Origin of the sequence: Burkholderia sp. ZZQ-2, assembly GCF_050768715.1 — a bacterium.
Lineage (GTDB): Bacteria > Pseudomonadota > Gammaproteobacteria > Burkholderiales > Burkholderiaceae > Burkholderia > Burkholderia cepacia.
Genome location: NZ_LDVA01000042.1, coordinates 1 through 17,073 on the forward strand (window position 1 = coordinate 1; position 17,073 = coordinate 17,073).

15 protein-coding genes are annotated in these 17,073 nt (G+C 70.4%); 10 read left to right on the plus strand and 5 right to left on the minus strand.

Annotated elements, in window-relative coordinates; genetic code table 11:
- Positions 1 to 288 precede the first annotated feature (288 nt).
- On the plus strand, positions 289 to 1,434 hold the full coding sequence (locus ABY44_RS01445) for a glycerophosphodiester phosphodiesterase (RefSeq protein ID WP_060171056.1): 1,146 nt from the start codon (positions 289 to 291) through the stop codon (positions 1,432 to 1,434).
- Between the two features lie 61 nt (positions 1,435 to 1,495).
- Here the strand turns inward: ABY44_RS01445 and ABY44_RS01450 are convergent, their stop codons facing one another.
- Together ABY44_RS01450 and ABY44_RS01455 are read right to left on the minus strand one after the other, a co-directional pair.
- Positions 1,496 to 3,121 carry a rhodanese-related sulfurtransferase gene (locus ABY44_RS01450; RefSeq protein WP_060171058.1) on the minus strand — a complete coding sequence of 542 codons (1,626 nt, stop codon included), beginning with the start codon at positions 3,119 to 3,121 and terminating at the stop codon, positions 1,496 to 1,498.
- A 131-nt stretch (positions 3,122 to 3,252) separates the two neighbouring features.
- Positions 3,253 to 3,819, minus strand: a complete 567-nt coding sequence (locus ABY44_RS01455) for a cysteine dioxygenase (RefSeq protein ID WP_027791458.1) — start codon at positions 3,817 to 3,819, stop codon at positions 3,253 to 3,255.
- Positions 3,820 to 3,836: 17 nt separating this feature from the next.
- Here ABY44_RS01455 and ABY44_RS01460 point away from each other — a divergent pair, with 17 nt between their 5' ends.
- Positions 3,837 to 4,811 carry a LysR family transcriptional regulator gene (locus ABY44_RS01460; protein WP_196487859.1) on the plus strand — a complete coding sequence of 325 codons (975 nt, stop codon included), beginning with the start codon at positions 3,837 to 3,839 and terminating at the stop codon, positions 4,809 to 4,811.
- A gap of 61 nt (positions 4,812 to 4,872) precedes the next feature.
- Here the strand turns inward: ABY44_RS01460 and ABY44_RS01465 are convergent, their stop codons facing one another.
- Positions 4,873 to 6,243 (minus strand): acyl-CoA dehydrogenase family protein, encoded by a 1,371-nt coding sequence (locus ABY44_RS01465; protein ID WP_060171062.1) that lies wholly within the window; start codon positions 6,241 to 6,243, stop codon positions 4,873 to 4,875.
- A 313-nt stretch (positions 6,244 to 6,556) separates the two neighbouring features.
- Between ABY44_RS01465 and ABY44_RS01470 the strand changes: the two genes are divergently transcribed.
- From ABY44_RS01470 to ABY44_RS01505, 8 genes are all read left to right on the plus strand, one after another.
- Positions 6,557 to 7,642, plus strand: coding sequence for an LLM class flavin-dependent oxidoreductase (locus ABY44_RS01470; RefSeq protein ID WP_060085184.1), 1,086 nt, complete (start codon positions 6,557 to 6,559; stop codon positions 7,640 to 7,642).
- A 22-nt stretch (positions 7,643 to 7,664) separates the two neighbouring features.
- The gene (locus ABY44_RS01475; RefSeq protein WP_021163692.1) at positions 7,665 to 8,504 is read left to right on the plus strand and encodes a class II aldolase/adducin family protein; all 840 of its coding nucleotides are present in this window, start codon (positions 7,665 to 7,667) and stop codon (positions 8,502 to 8,504) included.
- A gap of 32 nt (positions 8,505 to 8,536) precedes the next feature.
- Complete coding sequence (locus tag ABY44_RS01480) at positions 8,537 to 9,589, plus strand: ABC transporter substrate-binding protein (protein WP_027791453.1); 1,053 nt, start codon at positions 8,537 to 8,539, stop codon at positions 9,587 to 9,589.
- Positions 9,590 to 9,593: 4 nt separating this feature from the next.
- Positions 9,594 to 10,691: an ABC transporter permease gene (locus ABY44_RS01485; RefSeq protein WP_060171254.1), complete on the plus strand. Its 1,098-nt coding sequence runs from the start codon at positions 9,594 to 9,596 to the stop codon at positions 10,689 to 10,691.
- A complete protein-coding gene (locus ABY44_RS01490) occupies positions 10,685 to 11,512 on the plus strand; it encodes an ABC transporter ATP-binding protein (protein WP_060171065.1) in 828 nt (275 codons plus the stop codon). Before ABY44_RS01485 ends, ABY44_RS01490 begins: the two co-directional genes overlap by 7 nt.
- 50 nt (positions 11,513 to 11,562) lie before the next feature.
- Positions 11,563 to 12,756: a c-type cytochrome gene (locus ABY44_RS01495; RefSeq protein WP_060171067.1), complete on the plus strand. Its 1,194-nt coding sequence runs from the start codon at positions 11,563 to 11,565 to the stop codon at positions 12,754 to 12,756.
- A gap of 37 nt (positions 12,757 to 12,793) precedes the next feature.
- Positions 12,794 to 13,747, plus strand: a complete 954-nt coding sequence (locus ABY44_RS01500; RefSeq protein WP_176096374.1) for an ABC transporter substrate-binding protein — start codon at positions 12,794 to 12,796, stop codon at positions 13,745 to 13,747.
- 88 nt (positions 13,748 to 13,835) lie between these two features.
- The gene (locus ABY44_RS01505) at positions 13,836 to 14,702 is read left to right on the plus strand and encodes an MOSC domain-containing protein (protein WP_060171069.1); all 867 of its coding nucleotides are present in this window, start codon (positions 13,836 to 13,838) and stop codon (positions 14,700 to 14,702) included.
- A 107-nt stretch (positions 14,703 to 14,809) separates the two neighbouring features.
- Here ABY44_RS01505 and ABY44_RS01510 read toward each other — a convergent pair whose 3' ends face one another.
- Both ABY44_RS01510 and ABY44_RS01515 read right to left on the minus strand, forming a co-directional pair.
- Positions 14,810 to 16,243: a sensor histidine kinase gene (locus tag ABY44_RS01510; protein WP_060171071.1), complete on the minus strand. Its 1,434-nt coding sequence runs from the start codon at positions 16,241 to 16,243 to the stop codon at positions 14,810 to 14,812.
- Between the two features lie 79 nt (positions 16,244 to 16,322).
- Entirely contained in the window at positions 16,323 to 17,003 is a 681-nt protein-coding gene (locus ABY44_RS01515) for a response regulator (RefSeq protein ID WP_027791446.1), read from the minus strand.
- Positions 17,004 to 17,073 lie beyond the last annotated feature (70 nt).

Genomic DNA, 17,073 nt, shown 5'->3' on the forward strand with positions numbered 1-17,073 from the left:
CCAGGCGGGCGTCCGGCCCGGCACGGCGATGCAAAATTCCCGCAAGTTTAGTGCATCCGGCGCACGGCCTGCCCGGGACGGCCGGAATGCGTCGCCCGTCGGGCCGCCGTCAACCGCCCCGCCGCGCATATCGCGCCCCGAAAACAAGAAACGGAAAGGCCGCAGTAATACATATGTAATTATTCGGTGCGACGATCGCGTCCCATCCGACTCCGTGCGACACGGCACGACAGCCGCACCGCCGGAGCGACCGCCCCTTTCCGACTCTCGTTTCGAAGGTTCACCGACATGCTCTTCAAGCGCCCGACCTCCCTGCGCTACGTCCCGTTCGCCTGTGCCGCCGCATTCCTGCTCGCCGCGTGCGGCGGCGACGACGACGTCGCGTCCGATCCCACCCAGCCGATTTCCGCGAAGATCCAGGTGGTCGGCCATCGCGGCGCGAGCGCGCTGCGCCCCGAACACACGCTGGCGTCGTACCGCAAGGCGATCGAGGACGGCGCGGACGTGATCGAGCCCGATCTCGTGTCGACGCGCGACGGCGTGCTCGTCGCGCGCCACGAGAACGAGATCTCGGGCACGACGAACGTGTCCGCACTGCCGCAGTTCGCGAGCCGCAAGGCGACCAAGACGATCGACGGCACGGAGCTGACGGGCTGGTTCACCGAGGATTTCACGCTCGCCGAACTGAAGACGCTGCGCGCCCGCGAGCGCATTCCGCAGGTCCGCCCCGCGAACACCGCGTACAACGACCAGTTCGAGATTCCGACGTTCGACGAAATCGTCGCGCTCGCGAAGCAGATGTCCGCACAGACCGGCCGCACGATCCACCTGTATCCGGAAACCAAGCACCCGACCTACTTCCAGTCGATCGGCCTGCCGCTCGAGGACCGCCTCGTCGATGCACTGCTGAAGGATGCGTACACGGCCCGCACCGCGACCGTCTACATCCAGTCGTTCGAGGTCGCGAACCTGAAGGCGATCCGCAACCGGATCAAGTCGAGCCAGCCGAACTGGAAGCTCGTGCAGCTGATGGACGAAGCCGGCCAGCGCCCGTACGACTTCGTGAAGGCGAACGACAAGCGCACCTACGGCGACCTGTCGACGCGCGACGGCATGCGCGAGGTCGCGACCTATGCGAACGGCGTCGGCCCGTACAAGACGTCGATCATCGCGGTCGCCGCGGACGGCACGCTGCAGCAGCCGACGCCGTACGTGCGCTACGCGCACGAGGCCGGCCTCGTCGTGCATCCGTACACGTTCCGCCCGGAGAACAACTTCCTGCCCGCGTCGCTGAAGGACGGCGGCACGCCGGCCGCGCGCAACACGGCAGGCTCGGTGCGCGAGATCCAGGCGTACCTGCGCGCGGGCATCGACGGCTTCTTCACCGACGATCCTGCCGTCGGCCGCACGGCCGTCGATACGTTCAAGCGCTGACTCGCGCGTCGACCGGGCGCGGCGCGCGACGCGCGCGTTGCGCCCGGTTGCATCGCATCGGTCAAATCACGTTGAAGTGGTGCGTGCCGTCCCGCTTCAACTGGTCGACCAGCCCGTATTCCCAGTCGAGATACGCCTGCATCGCGGCCGCCGCGTTGTCGGTGCCTTCGTACGGGCGCCGGTAGCGGTCGATGCGCGGCGAGGCGAGATGCGTCTCGCCGCTTTCGAGCGGCAGCCCGGCGTCGATCCATGCGGCCGTGCCGCCGGTGAGCACCCGGATCTCGGCCGAAGCCGGCAGCAGCGCACGCGCGTCGTCCGCCGCAAACCGCGCGAGCAGGCTCGACCCGCACGTGAACACATAACGCTTCGCGGCCGGAATCGCCGCGAGCGCGTCGCGCAGCTGCGCACGCACGGCGAACCACGCGCCCGGGATATGGCGCTTCACGTAGTTCGCGCTGGCCGTCACGTCGACGATCGCCAGCTCGCCGGGCGCCGCCTCCTTCAGCCAGCCCGCGAGCGTCGCGGGCGATACCTCCGCCACGGCCGGCGTCGCCGGCACGTCGCGCGGCGGCTGGCCGCGCTCGCCGAAAGCGGCCGCGCCGGCCGGCTCGACGACACGCACGTCCCAGCCCATCTGCGCAAGCCACGACGCGGTCATGTCGGCACGCACGCCGTCGTCGTCGGCGAGCACGATCCGCGCGCCGCGCACGGCTGCGTGATGGTCGGTCTCCTGCACGAGCTGGCCGCCCGGCGTGCTCAGGAAACCGGGCAGATGGCCGGCTTCGTATTCCTCCGGCGTGCGCACGTCGAAGCGGTACAGCGTGCGGCCCGGTTCGTCGAGCGCGGCGACGTCGGCGAGCGCGATGCGCGGCACGCCCGCGCGTTCGGCCACCGCGCGCGCAGCGCGGCGCGCTTCGTCGCGCTGCGTCGCGTCGATGTCGTCCGGAAAGCGCCGCGCGGCACCCCGCTCGAGCGTCTGGCCCGCGAGCGTCCAGCCGATCGTGCCGTTGCGCAGCGCCGCGACCGGATTCGGCAGCCCCGCGTTGACGAGCGACTGCGTGCCGATGATGCTGCGCGTGCGTCCCGCGCAGTTGACGACGACCTGCGTCGCCGGGTTCGGCGCAAGCGCGCGCACGCGCAGCACGAGTTCCGCGCCGGGTACGCTCGTCGAGGTCGGGATGTTCATCGTCTGGTATTCGTCGAAACGGCGCGCGTCGACGATCACGACATCGGCCTGGGCGTCGATCAGCGCCTGCACCTCCTGCGCGGACAGCGACGGCGTATGCCGCTCGGCCTCGACCCATTCGCCGAACGACTTGCTCGGCACGTTCACGTCGATGAACAGTTCGCCGCCCGCCGCGAGCCAGCCCGCGAGGCCGCCGTCGAGCAGCCGCACGTCGGTGTAGCCGAGTTGCGCGAGTTTCTCGGCCGCGCGCGGCGCGAGATCCTCGCCGCCGGCTTCGCCGAATACGACGATCGGCGTGTCGCGGCGCGGAATCCGCGTCCACGCGTCGAGTTCGAGTTTCGACAGCGGAAAGTTGGTGGCCCACAGCGGGTGGCCCTGCGCGTACGGGTCTTCCTCGCGTACGTCGATCAGTGCGATCTCGTCGCGGGCAAGCAGGCGCGCGCGCACATCCTGGTACGACGCGACGGGAAAACGGGAAGTGGAATCGGCGGAGTGCGTCACGATGTCTCTGTATTGAATGCGTTGAAGTCGGTGAAGAAAGCGGAACGGTTCAATCTTGGGCCCGCCGGCGCGTGCGGGCAATCGGCCTTCCGGCCGGTCGCTTGCAGCCGGCCGCATCGGCGGGCGTTGCATCAGGCGTTCGAATAGCCCGACACGAAGGGTTTCACGGTGCCGTCGTCCAGGTACACCGCGCGCTCGACCTTGCCGATGTTCGCGCCGTACACGTGGATGCTGATCGATACCTGATCGGCGAACGCGTTGGTCACGCGATGGACGTCGCCGATGCGCGGCGACACGGCCTCGATCTCGCCCGGCGCCAGCCGCACGGCTTCGCCGGACGGCACCGGCCGGCCCGCTGCGTCGAACCGGTACGGCTGCGAGAATTCGCCGCCGCGCAGCATCCCGATCAGCCCCCACACCGTGTGATTGTGGATCGGCGTCGTCTGGCCGGGGCCCCACACGAAGCTGACGACCGAGAACCGCTCGTCCGGGTCGAGATGCAGCAGGTATTGCCGATAGCGCGCGGGGTCGGGCTGCGCGAACGCGTCGGGCAACCAGTCGTCGTGTTCGACGAGCGCGGCGAGCAGCGCACCGCCCTCGTCGAGGATGCGCGCCTCGTCCGCGCCGGACGCGAGCAGCGCGCCCAGACCGTCGACGAACGGACGCAGCGGCGTCTGATGCAACGAAAGCGTACTCATCGGCTGACTCCTCGAATATGATGCCGAATATGATGGATCGTCATGATGCACCTGAAAGACCATGCAGAACAAACATGAAAATTAGCGATATCGACGCTTTTGCAGCGGTGGTCCGCTGCCAGACCCTGAGCCAGGCCGCGGCCGAGCTCGGGATGACGCAGCCCGCGATCACGCGGCGCGTCCAGAATCTCGAGGAAGCGCTCGGCGTGACCCTGCTCGATCGCAACACGAAGCCCCCGCGCCCGACCGACATCGGCCGGCAGGTCTTCGAGCAGTGTCGCGCGATCCTGCGCGAAGTCGATGCGCTGCGCGAGCTGACGGCCGGCGAGCAGCCGCCCGCCGGCGAGTTCCGGATCGGGCTCACGCAGGGCCTCGGCGAACTGATGCTGCCCGCGCTGATCGCCGAACTCGCCGCGCAGTGGCCCGCGCTCGCGACGCAGGTCACGACCGCGTGGGGCGGCATGCTCGTCGAGCGCGTCGCCCGCCGCGAACTCGATGCGGCGCTCGTGTTCCTCGCGCGCGAGATGGTGCTGCCGGCACAGGTCGACGGCGAACGGCTGCTGGCCACGCGGCTCGTCGCGGTCGGCCGCAAGGGTGACTGGCCGCGCCGCAGCTACCGGCTCGCCGATTGCCACGCTCATGGCTGGGTGCTCAATCCCGACGGTTGCGGCTTTCGTGCGGGCCTGCGGCGCGCGCTCGACGCGCAGGGCCTGCCGATGCCGGTCACGCTCGACACCTACGGCCGCGACCTGCAACTGCAGAGCGTCGCGAACGGCTTCGGCATCGGGCTGATGCCGCTGCCGCTCGTCGAAGGCAGCCCGCTGCGCGACGCGCTCGACATCGTGCCGCTCGCCGATTTCAAGCCGCACATCGATCTGTGGTTGCTGCGCCGGCACGATGCGGCCCGCTTCGGCGCGCCGCTCGCGGCCGTCGCCGCGCATGCGCGTGCGGCATTCTCGCTGCCCGAGCAGGCGCACGACCAGGCTGCGTGACCCTATCGGGCGGCGGCGGCATCGCGCCGCCCGGTCGATGCTCGCGCCAGCCCTGCTCCGCTCACGCATCGCTGCGGCCGCGCCCGGTCTCGTTGACCGACGCCCCGCCCGTTTCCATCTCGCCGCTCGCTTTGCCCTTCGCTTCACCCTTCGTCTCGCCCTTCGCTTCAACCCGGCTCGCTGCGTCGAGCACCGCACGCCCCGCCGCCACCGCGATCGCGTCGTCCTGCGGCGTATGCACGCGGCTGCACAGCACGTCGCGATAGTGGCGTTCGAGTGGATTGGCGCGGCTCAGCCCGTGATTGCCCGACAGCTTCAGCGCCTGCTCGACCGCACGGATCGCGTGCTCGGTCACGGTGCGCTTGACCAGTCCGCTCGTCGTGACCGGCGGCGCATGACCCGCGTCGGTGCGCGCGATGTGATCGTCGAGCAGCACGCGGTTCGCGTGCAGCCAGCCCTCGATTTCGCCGACCGCTTCCTGCACGCGCGGCAGCGTCGCGAGCGGTGCGCCCAGCCCGCTCGGCGCACGCGTCGTCGCGAATTCGACCACCCAGTCGCGCGACGCGCGCGCCACCGCGTCGTACAGGCTGCCGAGCAGCGCGACCATCCACGCCTGCTGGTCGGTCTGCGCGTCGGCATCCGCGTGGGTCGCGGCCGACACGGCCCATGCGTCCGGTGCGCGCACGTCGACCGCGTGATCGGCCGGCAGCCGGACGTCGTCGAACACGACCTCGTGGCTGCCCGACGCACGCAGGCCGAGGTGATTCCAGCTTTCGATCACGCGGATGCGATCGCCATCCGCATCGCGGTCGCGCGGCACGAGAAACACGCCGACGCGCGGCGCCGGTTCGTCGGTGCGCGCCCACACGGCCAGCCAGCGCAGCGCCGGAATCCCGGTGCTGTACAGCTTGTGGCCGGACAGCCGCCAGCCGTCGCCGTCGCGTCGGGCAACGGTTTCCGGCAGGCCGCCGCGCGACGGCGAACCGAGCGCGGGCTCGACCCGCAGCGCGTTGATCAGCGCACCGTGCGTGACCGCGCTGTCGAACACCGCGCGCCGCACCTGTGCGGGCCAGCGGTTGTCGGCCCGGCCGAGCGCACGATGTTGCAGATAGGTCATCGTCAGCACCAGCGCGGTGGCCGGATCGGCCCGCGCGACGGCGGCGACGATCCGGCTCGCCTGCGCGAGCGTCGCACCGGCGCCGCCATGCTCGCGCGGCACGACCTGCGCGATCAGCCCCGCGCGATGCAGCCGCGCGAAGTTCTCGTGCGGAAAGCGGCCATCGACGTCGTTGCGCGCCGCATCGGCGGCAAGTTCCGGCGCGAGGCGCTCGAGCAGCGCGGCGACGCGTGCGTCGTCGGCATCGTCGGTGGGCAGGAGGCGCAGCGCGGGCGGCTGCGGCGACGGCGAGGAAGCGGCAAGGCTGGCGGACATCGAAACGGATTCCCTGGGTAATACGGACAGGCGGCAAGCGCGACGGAGATCGGCAACCGCGGCAATCGATCGCCACGCGGCGCGGTATCCCGTGAACCGGGCGATCCGCAACGCGTGCCCCCGGAGTCGCCGGCGCCCGCGCGCCCGATCGTTCGTGAGCCCACAGCGTATGCGTAGCGCACACGCGCCCAAACCATGCAAATCTGATATTCAAATCGGGATTGATTATTTCCATTCCGCATGATCGCGGCGTTAACCTGCGCTCCATTCCTGCCCGGCCGCGCGCCGGGACATCCCCGCACCGGAGACCCAGATGAGCGTCGAATTCATCGGCATGATCCAGAGCCAGAAGCAGTCGGAAATCCACCCGCCGTCCGGCCCCGTGGTCGATCCCGGCTACGTGCGCGACTTTGCCCGCGCCCACGAGACGGCCGGCTTCGACCGGATCCTCGTGCCGCATCACTCGACCGGCCCGTCGGCGACGCTGACGATCGCGTTCGCGGCGGCCGCGACCGAGCGCATCCACTTCATGCTCGCGCATCGCCCCGGCTTCACCGCGCCGACGCTCGCCGCACGGCAGATCGCGACACTCGACCAGTTCAGCCGCGGCCGGCTCGCCGTGCACTTCATCTCCGGCGGCTCGGACAGCGAGCAGCAGCGCGACGGCGATTTCCTCGACCATGACGCGCGTTATGCGCGCACCGACGAGTACCTCGGCATCCTGCGGCGGATCTGGACCGAAGCGCAGCCGTTCGATCACGACGGCGCGCATTACCGGTTCAAACAGGGGTTTTCGGAAGTGAAGCCGTTCCAGCAGCCGCATGTGCCGATCTATTTCGGCGGCGCATCGGAAGCCGCGCTCGCCGTGGCCGGCAAGCACGCGGACGTCTACGCGCTGTGGGGCGAATCGCTCGACCAGGTGCGCGACCTGACGACCCGGGTGCGCGCCGAAGCCGCGAAGCACGGCCGGCAGGTGCGTTTCTCCGTGTCGTTCCGCCCGATCCTCGCCGCGACCGAGGACGAAGCGTGGGCGCGTGCGCATCGCATCCTCGACGAAACACGCCGGCTGCGCGAAGCGGCCGGGCTCGGCGCCGGCGGCCCGCAGCAAAGCGAAGGCGCGCGCCGCCTGCTGGCCGCGGCCGAACGCGGCTCGCGCGTCGACAAGCGGCTGTGGACCGAGATCGCCAGCCTCACCGGCGCGCGTTCGAATTCGACGGCGCTGGTCGGCACGCCCGAACAGGTCGCCGATGCGCTGCTCGACTACTACGACCTCGGCGTCACGACGTTCCTGATCCGCGGCTTCGATCCGCTGGAAGACGCGATCGACTACGGCCGCGAACTGATTCCGCGCGTGCGCGGCGCCGTCGCCGCACGCGACGCGGCGCGCCGCGCGGCCTGACGCAACCCGGGAGACCCTTACGATGTCCGCCGTTCCGTCCACACTCGAACGCACTGCGTCGGGCCTCGCGCTCGCCGCGTCGCCGCGCCAGCATTTCTGGTTCGATCCGCCCGCGCCGCGCATCGACGTCGCCGCCGAGCGCCGTCACCGTCAGGAGCGGCTCGCGGCCGCGTTCCGCCTGTTCGCTCGCTTCGGCTTCGCACAGGGGCTCGCCGGCCACATCACCGCACGCGACCCCGAACTGCCCGACCACTTCTGGGTGAATCCGCTCGGCGTGCATTTCTCGCAGATCAAGGTGTCCGACCTGCTGCTCGTCAACGCGCGCGGCGAAACCGCGATCGGCACGCGCCCGCTGAACAAGGCCGCGTTCGCGATCCATGCGGCCATCCACGACGCGCATCCGCACATCGTCGCCGCCGCGCATACGCATTCGACGTACGGCAAGGCGTGGTCGACGCTCGGCCGCCCGCTCGATCCGCTCACGCAGGACGCGTGCGTGTTCTACGAAGACCACGCGCTGTTCGACGACTTCACGGGGATGGTCGTCGACACGAGCGAAGGCGCACGGATCGCCGATGCGCTTGCGAAACCGGACGGCACCACGCACAAGGGCGCGATCCTGAAGAACCACGGAATCCTGACCGCCGGCCCGACGGTCGAGGCCGCCGCATGGTGGTACATCGCGCTCGACAACGCCGCGCACACGCAGTTGCTGGCCGAGGCGGCCGGCACGCCGCAACCGATCGATCACGCCACCGCGCGTCACACGCACGGCCAGATCGGCGGCCCCGAGGGCGCGCTGCATGCGTTCGACAGCCTGTTCGCGCGCGTCGTCGCCGACGAACCCGACCTGCTCGACTGAGCGCCTTCCCGCACGACCGGAGACCAGACCACATGACCCGAACCGCCGCACCCGCGCCCGCCAATGCACACGACACGCGCGACACGCACGACGACAAACGCCGCAAGCTGCTGCGCGCGGCCGGCGCCGCCGCGCTCGCCGCGCCCGCGATCACGCTTGGCCGCAAGGCCTGGTCCGCGCCGCCGCTGAAGAAGCTCACGTTCGCGTGGAACCAGAACGCGTTCTGCCTGACGCCGATCGTCGTCGCGCAGGAGCGCGGCTTCTTCGAGAAGAACGGCCTGAAGGTCGAACTGATCAACTACAGCGGCTCGACCGACCAGTTGCTCGAATCGATCGCGACCGGCAAGGCCGATGCGGCAGTCGGGATGATCCATCGCTGGCTGAAGCCGCTCGAAGCCGGTTTCGACGTGAAGATCATCGGCAGCTCGCACGGCGGCTGCGTGCGGCTGCTCGGCTCGAAGGCGGCCGGCGTCACGACGCTGCAGGCGCTGAAGGGCAAGACGGTCGGCGTCAGCGACCTGGCCGCGCCCGGCAAGCATTTCTTCTCGATCCTGCTCGCGAAGAACGGGATCGATCCCGAGCGCGACATCACGTGGCGGCAGTATCCGGCCGACCTGCTCGGCGTCGCGGTCGACAAGGGCGAGATCCACGCGATCGCCGACGGCGACCCGAACCTCTATCTGCTCGAAAAGCGCAGCAACGGCGCGTACACGGAACTCGCCACGAACCTGTCAGGCGAATACGCACGCAAGGTGTGCTGCGTGATCGGCGCGCGCGGCGACCTGGTGCGCAACGACCGGCCGTCCGCCGCCGCACTCGCGCGCTCGATCGTGCAGGCCACCGAGTTCACGCACGACAACCCGAACGAAGCCGCGAAGGTGTTCGCGAAGTATTCGCCGAAGATCAGCCCCGAGGACCTGCGCAAGCTGTACGCGACGCTCACCTACACGCACCACCCGACCAACGTCGACCTGCAGCAGGAAATCGCGTTCTATGCGGACGATTTCCGCCGCATCAGCGTGCTGAAGAAGAGCACCGACCCGCAGCGCTTCGCGCAGCAGGTCTATGCGAACGTGCTCGGGTGACGCGATGTCGACGATCGAACACGCCTCCACCGCGCGCACCGCACCGTCCCCGGCCGGCGGTGCGCCTGCTTCCGCTGCTTCCGCACGCGTGGCCTGCACGGCCTGCGAAGCGACGCTCGCGGCCGAAGCGCGCCGCGCGCGCACCTGGCCGACCGGCATCGCCGCCGCGCTCGCCTGGGCCGCGCTCGGCGCCCTCACGCAGCTGTGGCCGAACCGCATCGTCGGCTTCAGCGACTGGGCGTACACGGACACGTTCGGCACGGCCGCGTGGACGATCGCCGCGTTGCTGCTCGCCGCCGCGACGCTCGGCCATCTCGTCGCCGCGACGCGCACGCGGCTCGCGCGCGTGCGCCCGGCCGGCCCGTGGCTCGTCGCGCTGCCGCTCGTGCTCGCCGCGTGGGAAATCGTCACAGCGAAAACCGGCTGGCTGCCGACGCCGTTCTTCGCGCCGCCGCAGGCACTGATCGAGGTCTACGTCGACGACTGGCCGCGCCTGCTCGGCAGCGCCGGCAACACGCTGAAGCTGCTCGCGCTCGGCTTTGCATACGGCGTCGCGGTCGGTTTCGCGGTCGGCGTGTCGATCGGCTGGTCGCGCCGGATCGGCTACTGGGTGCATCCGGTGCTGCGCGTGCTCGGCCCCGTGCCGGCCACCGCGCTGTTGCCGCTCACGTTCTACTTCTTCCCGTCGAGCTATTCCGCCGCCGCGTTCCTGATCGCGCTCGCCACCGGCTTCCCGGTCGCGGTGCTGACGTGGTCGGGCGTCGCGAGCGTCAACAAGCAGTATTACGACGTCGCGCGCACGCTCGGCGCGAATGCGCGCTTCCTCGTGCTGCGCGTCGCGATTCCGGCCGCGCTGCCGCACGTGTTCGTCGGCATCTTCATGGGGCTGAGCGCGTCGTTCACGGTGCTGGTCGTCGCCGAGATGATGGGCGTCAAGTCCGGGCTCGGCTGGTACCTGAGCTGGGCGCAGGGCTGGGCCTCGTACGTGAACATGTATGCGGCGCTGATCGTGATGGCGCTGCTGTTTTCCGGGCTGATCGCGCTGCTGTTCGCGGTGCGCGACCGCGTGCTCGCGTGGCAGAAAGGAACCGTCAAATGGTGAACGCCGCCGTACTCGAATCGTCCGCTTCCGCTGCGCCCGCCGCGTCGCCTGCCGTCACGGCGCCGCGCGGCGCGCGCATCGACATCCGCCGCGTGAGCCATGCGTTCGACGGCCCCGGCGGCCCGCTGCCCGTGCTCGACGACGTCACGCTGTCGGTCGCGGCCGGCGAATTCCTCGCGCTGCTCGGCCCGAGCGGCTGCGGGAAATCGACGCTGCTGCGCCTCGTCGCGGGCCTCGACGCCGCGCGGCAAGGCGGAATCGCGCAGGACGGCGTGCCGATCGAGCAACCCGATCCGTCGCGCATCGTCGTGTTCCAGGACCCGACGCTGTACCCGTGGCGGCGGGTGCGCGCGAACGTCGCGCTCGGCCTCGAGGCGCGCGGCGTGGCGCGCGCGTCGCAGCATCGCGTCGACGATGCGCTCGCGCGCGTCGGCCTGCAGGAATTCTCGAACGTGTTCCCGCATCAACTGTCTGGCGGGATGGCGCAGCGGGTCGCACTGGCCCGCGCGCTCGTCAACGATCCGCGCCTGCTGATTCTCGACGAGCCGCTCGGCAAGCTCGATTCGCTCACCCGGCTCACGATGCAGGCCGAACTCACCGCACTGTGGCAACGCGACGGTTTCTCTGCATTGCTCGTCACGCACGATGTCGAGGAAGCGCTGTTCCTCGCGCAGCGCGTGATCGTGTTCGGGCCGCGTCCCGCACGGATCGTCGCCGAATTGCGCGTCGACCTGCCCTATCCGCGCCATCGCGGCGACCCGCGCCTCGCCGAGCTGCGTCACGACGCGTTGCGGCATCTCGGGCTCGATGCGAGCTGGTAGATGCGCGGTACCGTTCGACGATGGGCCGCCGTGCGGCGGGAACGTAGCCGATGAATGCACCGACGTTCTCCGACTGGGCGCTGCTGTTTCTGCAAGGGCTGTATCGCACGCAAGTCGCGCTGTCGCACGTGCTGCATGCGATCGGGCTGACGGGCGACGCCGACGGCCAGCCTGCCTGGCCGTGGGCCCGTCGCATCGCGCTCGAAACGCTGCGCATCGACGCCGGGCTCACGCGGCAACTCGCGTTCGCCGTCGCGGCGACGACGCTGGCCGCCGTGCTCGCGTGCATCGCGCTCGCGTTACGCAAGCGGCGTGTGGCGTCGGCGCTTGCGGTGCTTGCCGCGCTGGCCGTTGCGTGGTTCGCGCCGTGGCCGCCGGCTTCGCTGTGGCTTTCGCCTGCCGTGCCGACGAGTTTCCAGCGCGATCCCGCGCCGTTTTCGGTATCGAACGTGATGCGCGGCGCGCACTTGTATGCGCAACACTGCGTGGCGTGCCACGGCGTGGACGGACGCGGGGAAGGGCCGCTGGCGGCCACGCTCCCGCACTGGCCGCCGACCTTCGCCGGCGCCCTGCTCGCCCGCCGCCTCGACGGCGAACTGTTCTGGCGCGTGCGCCACGGGACACGCGACGAACGCGGTGCGCCGACGATGCCCGGCTTCGCCGCGACGCTCGGGCCCCGCGACACCTGGGCCGTGCTCGACTACCTGAAAGCGCTCGCCGCGGGCAGCGGCGCGCAGGCAGAAGGCGCGTGGCCCGTGCCCGTCCCGCTGCCGGCGCTCGACGTGCGCTGCGGCAGCGCCGCACCCCAACCGCTCGATCGCTGGCGCGCAGGACAGCGCGTGCGCATCGTCGCCCTCGCGCCGGGCGCGACGCCCCCGCCGGAAGACGCGCGCTGGCAAACCTTGCTCGTCACGGCAAGCGGCACGCCCGTGGCGCAGACGGCCGGCACGGCGCGAGCCGATTGCGTCGCGTCGACGCCCGATGCATGGCTCGCCTTCGCGACGATCGCCGGCGTGGCGCCCGCCGCGCTCGGCGGCACGCAGCTCCTCGCCGATCGCCGCGGCTGGCTGCGGGCGCGTGCGTTGCCGGGCAGCGCGGGCTGGTCGGATGCCGACCTGCTGTGCCGCTCGGACGCCACGGCACGGCCGGCAGTACCGGCCGCGAACGGCGATGCACTGACCGCGCTGCTGCTGCGCGTCGACACGGAACCCGTGCGCGACGTACAGGCCGGGCTCCCGCATTGATCGAATCCCTGACCTTCTCTTCCGACCGAACTTCACGATGAATCCGACCCGACGCCACTTCCTCGCGCAAGCAAGCGCCCTCGCCACGATCGCCGCGGCCCCGGCCGCCGTGCGCGCGCAATCGGGCACGCGGCCGCTGCTGCGCGCCGGCGACCAGAAAGGCGGGCTGCGCGCGCTGCTCGAAGCAGCCGGCGAACTGAACGGCCTGCCGTACGACATCGCGTGGACCGAGTTCCCGGCCGCCGCGCCGCTCGCCGAAGCGCTGAACGCGGCCGCCGTCGACTGCGGGCCGATCGGCGATGCGCCGGTGATCTTCGCGCTCGCGTCGGGCGCACGCATCAAGGTGATCGGCGCGAACCGCTCCGACCCGTACGGCACGGCGGTGCTCGTGCGGCCCGATGCCGCGCTGAAAGGCCCGGCCGACCTCAAAGGCAAGCGCATCGGCACCACGCGCGGCTCGATCGGGCATTTCGTCACGCTGAAGGCGCTCGACGCGGCCGGCCTGCCTCCCGACGCCGTCTCGTTCCGCTTCCTGCCGCCGGCCGATACGATGCTTGCGCTCGCAACCGGTTCGATCGATGCGTGGGCGACCTGGGAGCCCTATACCGCACTCGCGGAAACGAGCGGGCGCGCGCGCGTGCTCGTCAGCGGCCGCGGGCTGTGGTCGGGCCTCAGCTACATCGCGGCGACCGACGCGGCGATCGCGTCGAAGCGCGACGTGCTGCACGATTTCCTGCGGCGCGTCGTGCGCGCGCAGGCCTGGTCGTACCGGCACGCCGACGCGTATTCGGCGGCGCTCGCGCGCATCATCGGCATTCCGCCGGCAGCCGCGAAGCTGCAGTTCGAGCGCCGCAACACGCGCTGGTTGCCGATCGACGCGACGGTCATCGCCGAACAGCAGCGCACGGCCGACTTCTACCTGAAGGCGGGACTGCTGCGCCAGCCGCTCGACGTGCGTACCACGTTCGCCCCCGGCTTCCCGCTCGCATGACCGGCCGCGCGACGCAGCGCAGCCGTCCGAACGGCTGCGGCGCGATCTGGCACAATCGCAGTCTCGCCATCCGCCTTCAGCCAGCGTCATGCCAGCCATCGCCGAACTCTTCGTCTATCCGATCAAATCCTGCGCCGGCATCGCGCTGTCACGCGCGCAGCTGCTCGAAACGGGCCTGGCGTACGACCGCCACTGGCTGATCACCGACCCCGCCGGACAGATGATCACGCAGCGCACGCACCCGCGCCTCGCGCTGATCCGCACCGCACTGAACAGCGATGCGCTCGTGCTGAGCGCGCCGGGCATGGGCGAGATCCGCACGCCGCTCGACGGCGACGTAGCGCCCGCCACGCCGAAAATGGCCGCGACCGTGTGGCGCGACACCGTCGATGCGATCGACACGGGCGCCGAAACGGCCGCCTGGCTCACCGAATTCCTCGGCACGCCCGCGAAGCTCGCGCGCTTCGCGCCCGACGCGCGCCGCGGCTGCAACCGCAAATGGACCGGCGAGATCGATACGCACACGCAGTTCGCGGACGGCTACCCGCTGCTCGTGATCGGCCAGTCGTCGCTCGACGACCTGAACGCGCGGCTCACCGCCAAGGGCGCACCGGCGATTCCGATGAACCGCTTCCGGCCGAACATCGTGGTGTCGGATCTCGACGCGTACGAAGAGGATTTCGTCGAACATCTCGACACGGAAGGTGCGGCGCCCGTGCGGCTTCGGCTCGTGAAGCCGTGCACGCGCTGCCCGATGCCGACGATCGACCAGGTCACCGGCGCGCCCGATCCCGCGTGGCCGCACGAGCCGACCGACACGATGCAGACCTATCGCGCGAACCCGAACTTCGGCGGCGAGCTGACGTTCGGCATCAACGCGATCGTCGTCGAAGGCGCGGGCGGGTGGCTCGAGGTCGGCCAGTTGCTGGAAGCGGAGATCGGGTTCGGCGATTGACGCGCGTACACGGCACCGCGCATCCGATCACATCGTCTTCGTAGCCCGGAAGCCGCCCGAGCGGCTTCCTGCTTCCCACTGCCCTCATCGCGACTCACGACTCGCCATCACGCGGCATGCGCCCCCGCGTCGTTCGCCGCCGCGTCGTTCGCCGCCGGCAACCGGATCGTCACGACCAGCCCCCCGCCGGCCGCATCGGCAAGCGTCACGGTGCCCTGATGCACGCGCGCGATCTCCCGCACGATCGACAGCCCGAGCCCCGTCCCTTCGACCGTCTGCGTCTTGCTGCCGCGATGGAAGCGCTCGAACACCGCGTCGCGCTCGTCCGCCGGCACGCCCGGCCCGTTGTCGATCACGTCGAGCCGCGCATGCTCCCCGTCGCGCGACACGCGTACCGTAATCACCGCGCGATCGCCCGCATAACGGATCGCGTTGTCGATCAGGTTGCCGATCATCTCGCCGAGCAGGTCGGGCTGCCCGTGCACGTCGATGTCGGCCTCGTGCTCGAAGCCGAGATCGATGTCGCGCGCGCGTGCGACCGGCGACCAGTCGAGCGTCACGCTGCGCGCGAGCCGGTGCAGCGCGACCGGCTGGTGGGCAACAGCGTGGCCGCTGTCCGAATCGAGCCGCGACAGCGACAGCAGTTGCTGGACGATCTTCGCGGCCTGCCGCACCGCGCCGTTCGCGCGCCGCAGGTGCCCGTTCGCGCGCGGCTGCTCGTCGGGCCGCAGCGCGAGCTCAACGCCCGCCTGCACGGCCGCGAGCGGCGTCTTCAGTTGATGGGCCGCGTCCGCGAAGAAGCGGCGCCGCGCGACCTGCATCCGCTGCGTGCGGCCGATGTACTGGTTGATCGATTCGACGAGCGGCGCAAGTTCGCTCGGCATCGCACCGGTATCGAGCGGCGTCGTGTCGTCCTCGCTGCGCGCGGCGACCGTCGCCGACAGCCGGTTCAGCGGCCGCAGCCCGCGCCCGACGCCGAGCCACACGATGCCGAGCGCCAGCACGACCAGCAGCCCTTCCTGCAGCAGCGACCCCACCAGGATCTCGCGCGCGAGCGCCTGGCGCGCCTCGATCGTCTCGCCGACCATCACCCACACGATGCGCGACTGCGCGGTCGGCACGTCGTGCACCGGGATGCGCAGCGCGGCCATCCGCAGCTGTTCGCCGCGATAGACGACGTCGTAGTAGCGCGTGACGAACAGCGCACCGTCGCCCGCGTCGCGCCCGTGCGGCAGCGGCAGGTCCGGGTAGCCGGTGACCGTGTGGCCGTTGTCCTCGCGGATCAGGTAGTAGATCTTGCCGCCGTCGCTCGATTCGAGCATTTCGAGCGCGAGATACGGCAGGTCGACCTCGATCTCGCCGTCATTGAGCCGCACGCCTTCGCGGATCGACTTCAGCGACGACGACAGCGTGCGGTCGAACGCGACGTGCGCGGCGTTCATCGCGCGCTGGTACGTGAGCCACGAGTCGAGCGCGAGCAGGCCGAGCAGCGGCAGCAGCAGCCACAGCGCGACCTGCGTGCGCAGGTTCGGGCGGGGCATCATGCGTTCCGCCGGGCCGCCGCAACGACGCCATGTGCCGCGTCGGGGCGCAGCGAACCGCCGCGAATGGGCGGGGGACTCATTCCGCCGCCTCCGCCCTCGCCTCCAGCAGATAACCGAGCCCGCGCAGCGTGACGATCGCGACACCCGTGTTCTCGAGCTTCTTGCGCAGCCGGTACACGTAGATCTCGATCGCGTCGGCGTTGACCGACTCGTCGAGCCCGAAAATCTTCTCCGACAGCGTTTCCTTGTTGATCGCACGGCCGTTGCGCAGGATCAGCACCTCGAGCACCGAACGCTCGCGCGGCGTGAGCGACAGCGGCTCGCCCGCGAGATGGAAGCTGCGGTCGATACTGTCGTACGAAAGCGGCCCGCATTCGACCCGCGAATGCTCGTGGCCGAGGCTGCGGCGGATCAGCGCGCGGGCGCGCGCCTCCAGTTCGGTCAGCTCGAACGGTTTCGCGAGATAGTCGTCGGCGCCGAGATCGAGCCCCTTCACGCGATCCTCGACCGACCCGTGCGCGGTCAGGATCAGCACCGGCACCGGATTGCGCCGCGCGCGCAGCCGCCGCAGCACTTCCAGCCCGTCGAGCTTCGGCAGCCCGAGATCGAGGATCACCAGCGCGTAATCCTGCGTACGCAGCACGTGGTCGGCCGCCTCGCCGTCCGCCATGTGATCGACAGCGAAGCGCGCCGCGCTCAGCGCGTCGTTCAGCGACTGGGCGAGGTTCGGGTTGTCTTCGACGAGCAGCACACGCATGGGGATTCCGGGAAGGTCAGCGACAGGCCGCTACATTACATGATCCTTTCCGTCGCGACGCCTCGCGGAA

What these genes read in the sequence shown, in the direction of transcription:
- ABY44_RS01445 (WP_060171056.1), top strand. Translation starts at nt 289, where the DNA reads ATGCTCTTCAAGCGCCCGACCTCCCTGCGCTACGTCCCGTTCGCCTGT.
- ABY44_RS01465 (WP_060171062.1), bottom strand. Translation starts at nt 6,243, where the DNA reads ATGTCCGCCAGCCTTGCCGCTTCCTCGCCGTCGCCGCAGCCGCCCGCG.
- ABY44_RS01500 (WP_176096374.1), top strand. Translation starts at nt 12,794, where the DNA reads ATGAATCCGACCCGACGCCACTTCCTCGCGCAAGCAAGCGCCCTCGCC.
- ABY44_RS01485 (WP_060171254.1), top strand. Translation starts at nt 9,594, where the DNA reads ATGTCGACGATCGAACACGCCTCCACCGCGCGCACCGCACCGTCCCCG.
- ABY44_RS01515 (WP_027791446.1), bottom strand. Translation starts at nt 17,003, where the DNA reads ATGCGTGTGCTGCTCGTCGAAGACAACCCGAACCTCGCCCAGTCGCTG.
- ABY44_RS01510 (WP_060171071.1), bottom strand. Translation starts at nt 16,243, where the DNA reads ATGCCCCGCCCGAACCTGCGCACGCAGGTCGCGCTGTGGCTGCTGCTG.
- ABY44_RS01470 (WP_060085184.1), top strand. Translation starts at nt 6,557, where the DNA reads ATGAGCGTCGAATTCATCGGCATGATCCAGAGCCAGAAGCAGTCGGAA.
- ABY44_RS01480 (WP_027791453.1), top strand. Translation starts at nt 8,537, where the DNA reads ATGACCCGAACCGCCGCACCCGCGCCCGCCAATGCACACGACACGCGC.
- ABY44_RS01495 (WP_060171067.1), top strand. Translation starts at nt 11,563, where the DNA reads ATGAATGCACCGACGTTCTCCGACTGGGCGCTGCTGTTTCTGCAAGGG.
- ABY44_RS01455 (WP_027791458.1), bottom strand. Translation starts at nt 3,819, where the DNA reads ATGAGTACGCTTTCGTTGCATCAGACGCCGCTGCGTCCGTTCGTCGAC.
- ABY44_RS01490 (WP_060171065.1), top strand. Translation starts at nt 10,685, where the DNA reads ATGGTGAACGCCGCCGTACTCGAATCGTCCGCTTCCGCTGCGCCCGCC.
- ABY44_RS01505 (WP_060171069.1), top strand. Translation starts at nt 13,836, where the DNA reads ATGCCAGCCATCGCCGAACTCTTCGTCTATCCGATCAAATCCTGCGCC.
- ABY44_RS01475 (WP_021163692.1), top strand. Translation starts at nt 7,665, where the DNA reads ATGTCCGCCGTTCCGTCCACACTCGAACGCACTGCGTCGGGCCTCGCG.
- ABY44_RS01460 (WP_196487859.1), top strand. Translation starts at nt 3,837, where the DNA reads ATGATGCCGAATATGATGGATCGTCATGATGCACCTGAAAGACCATGC.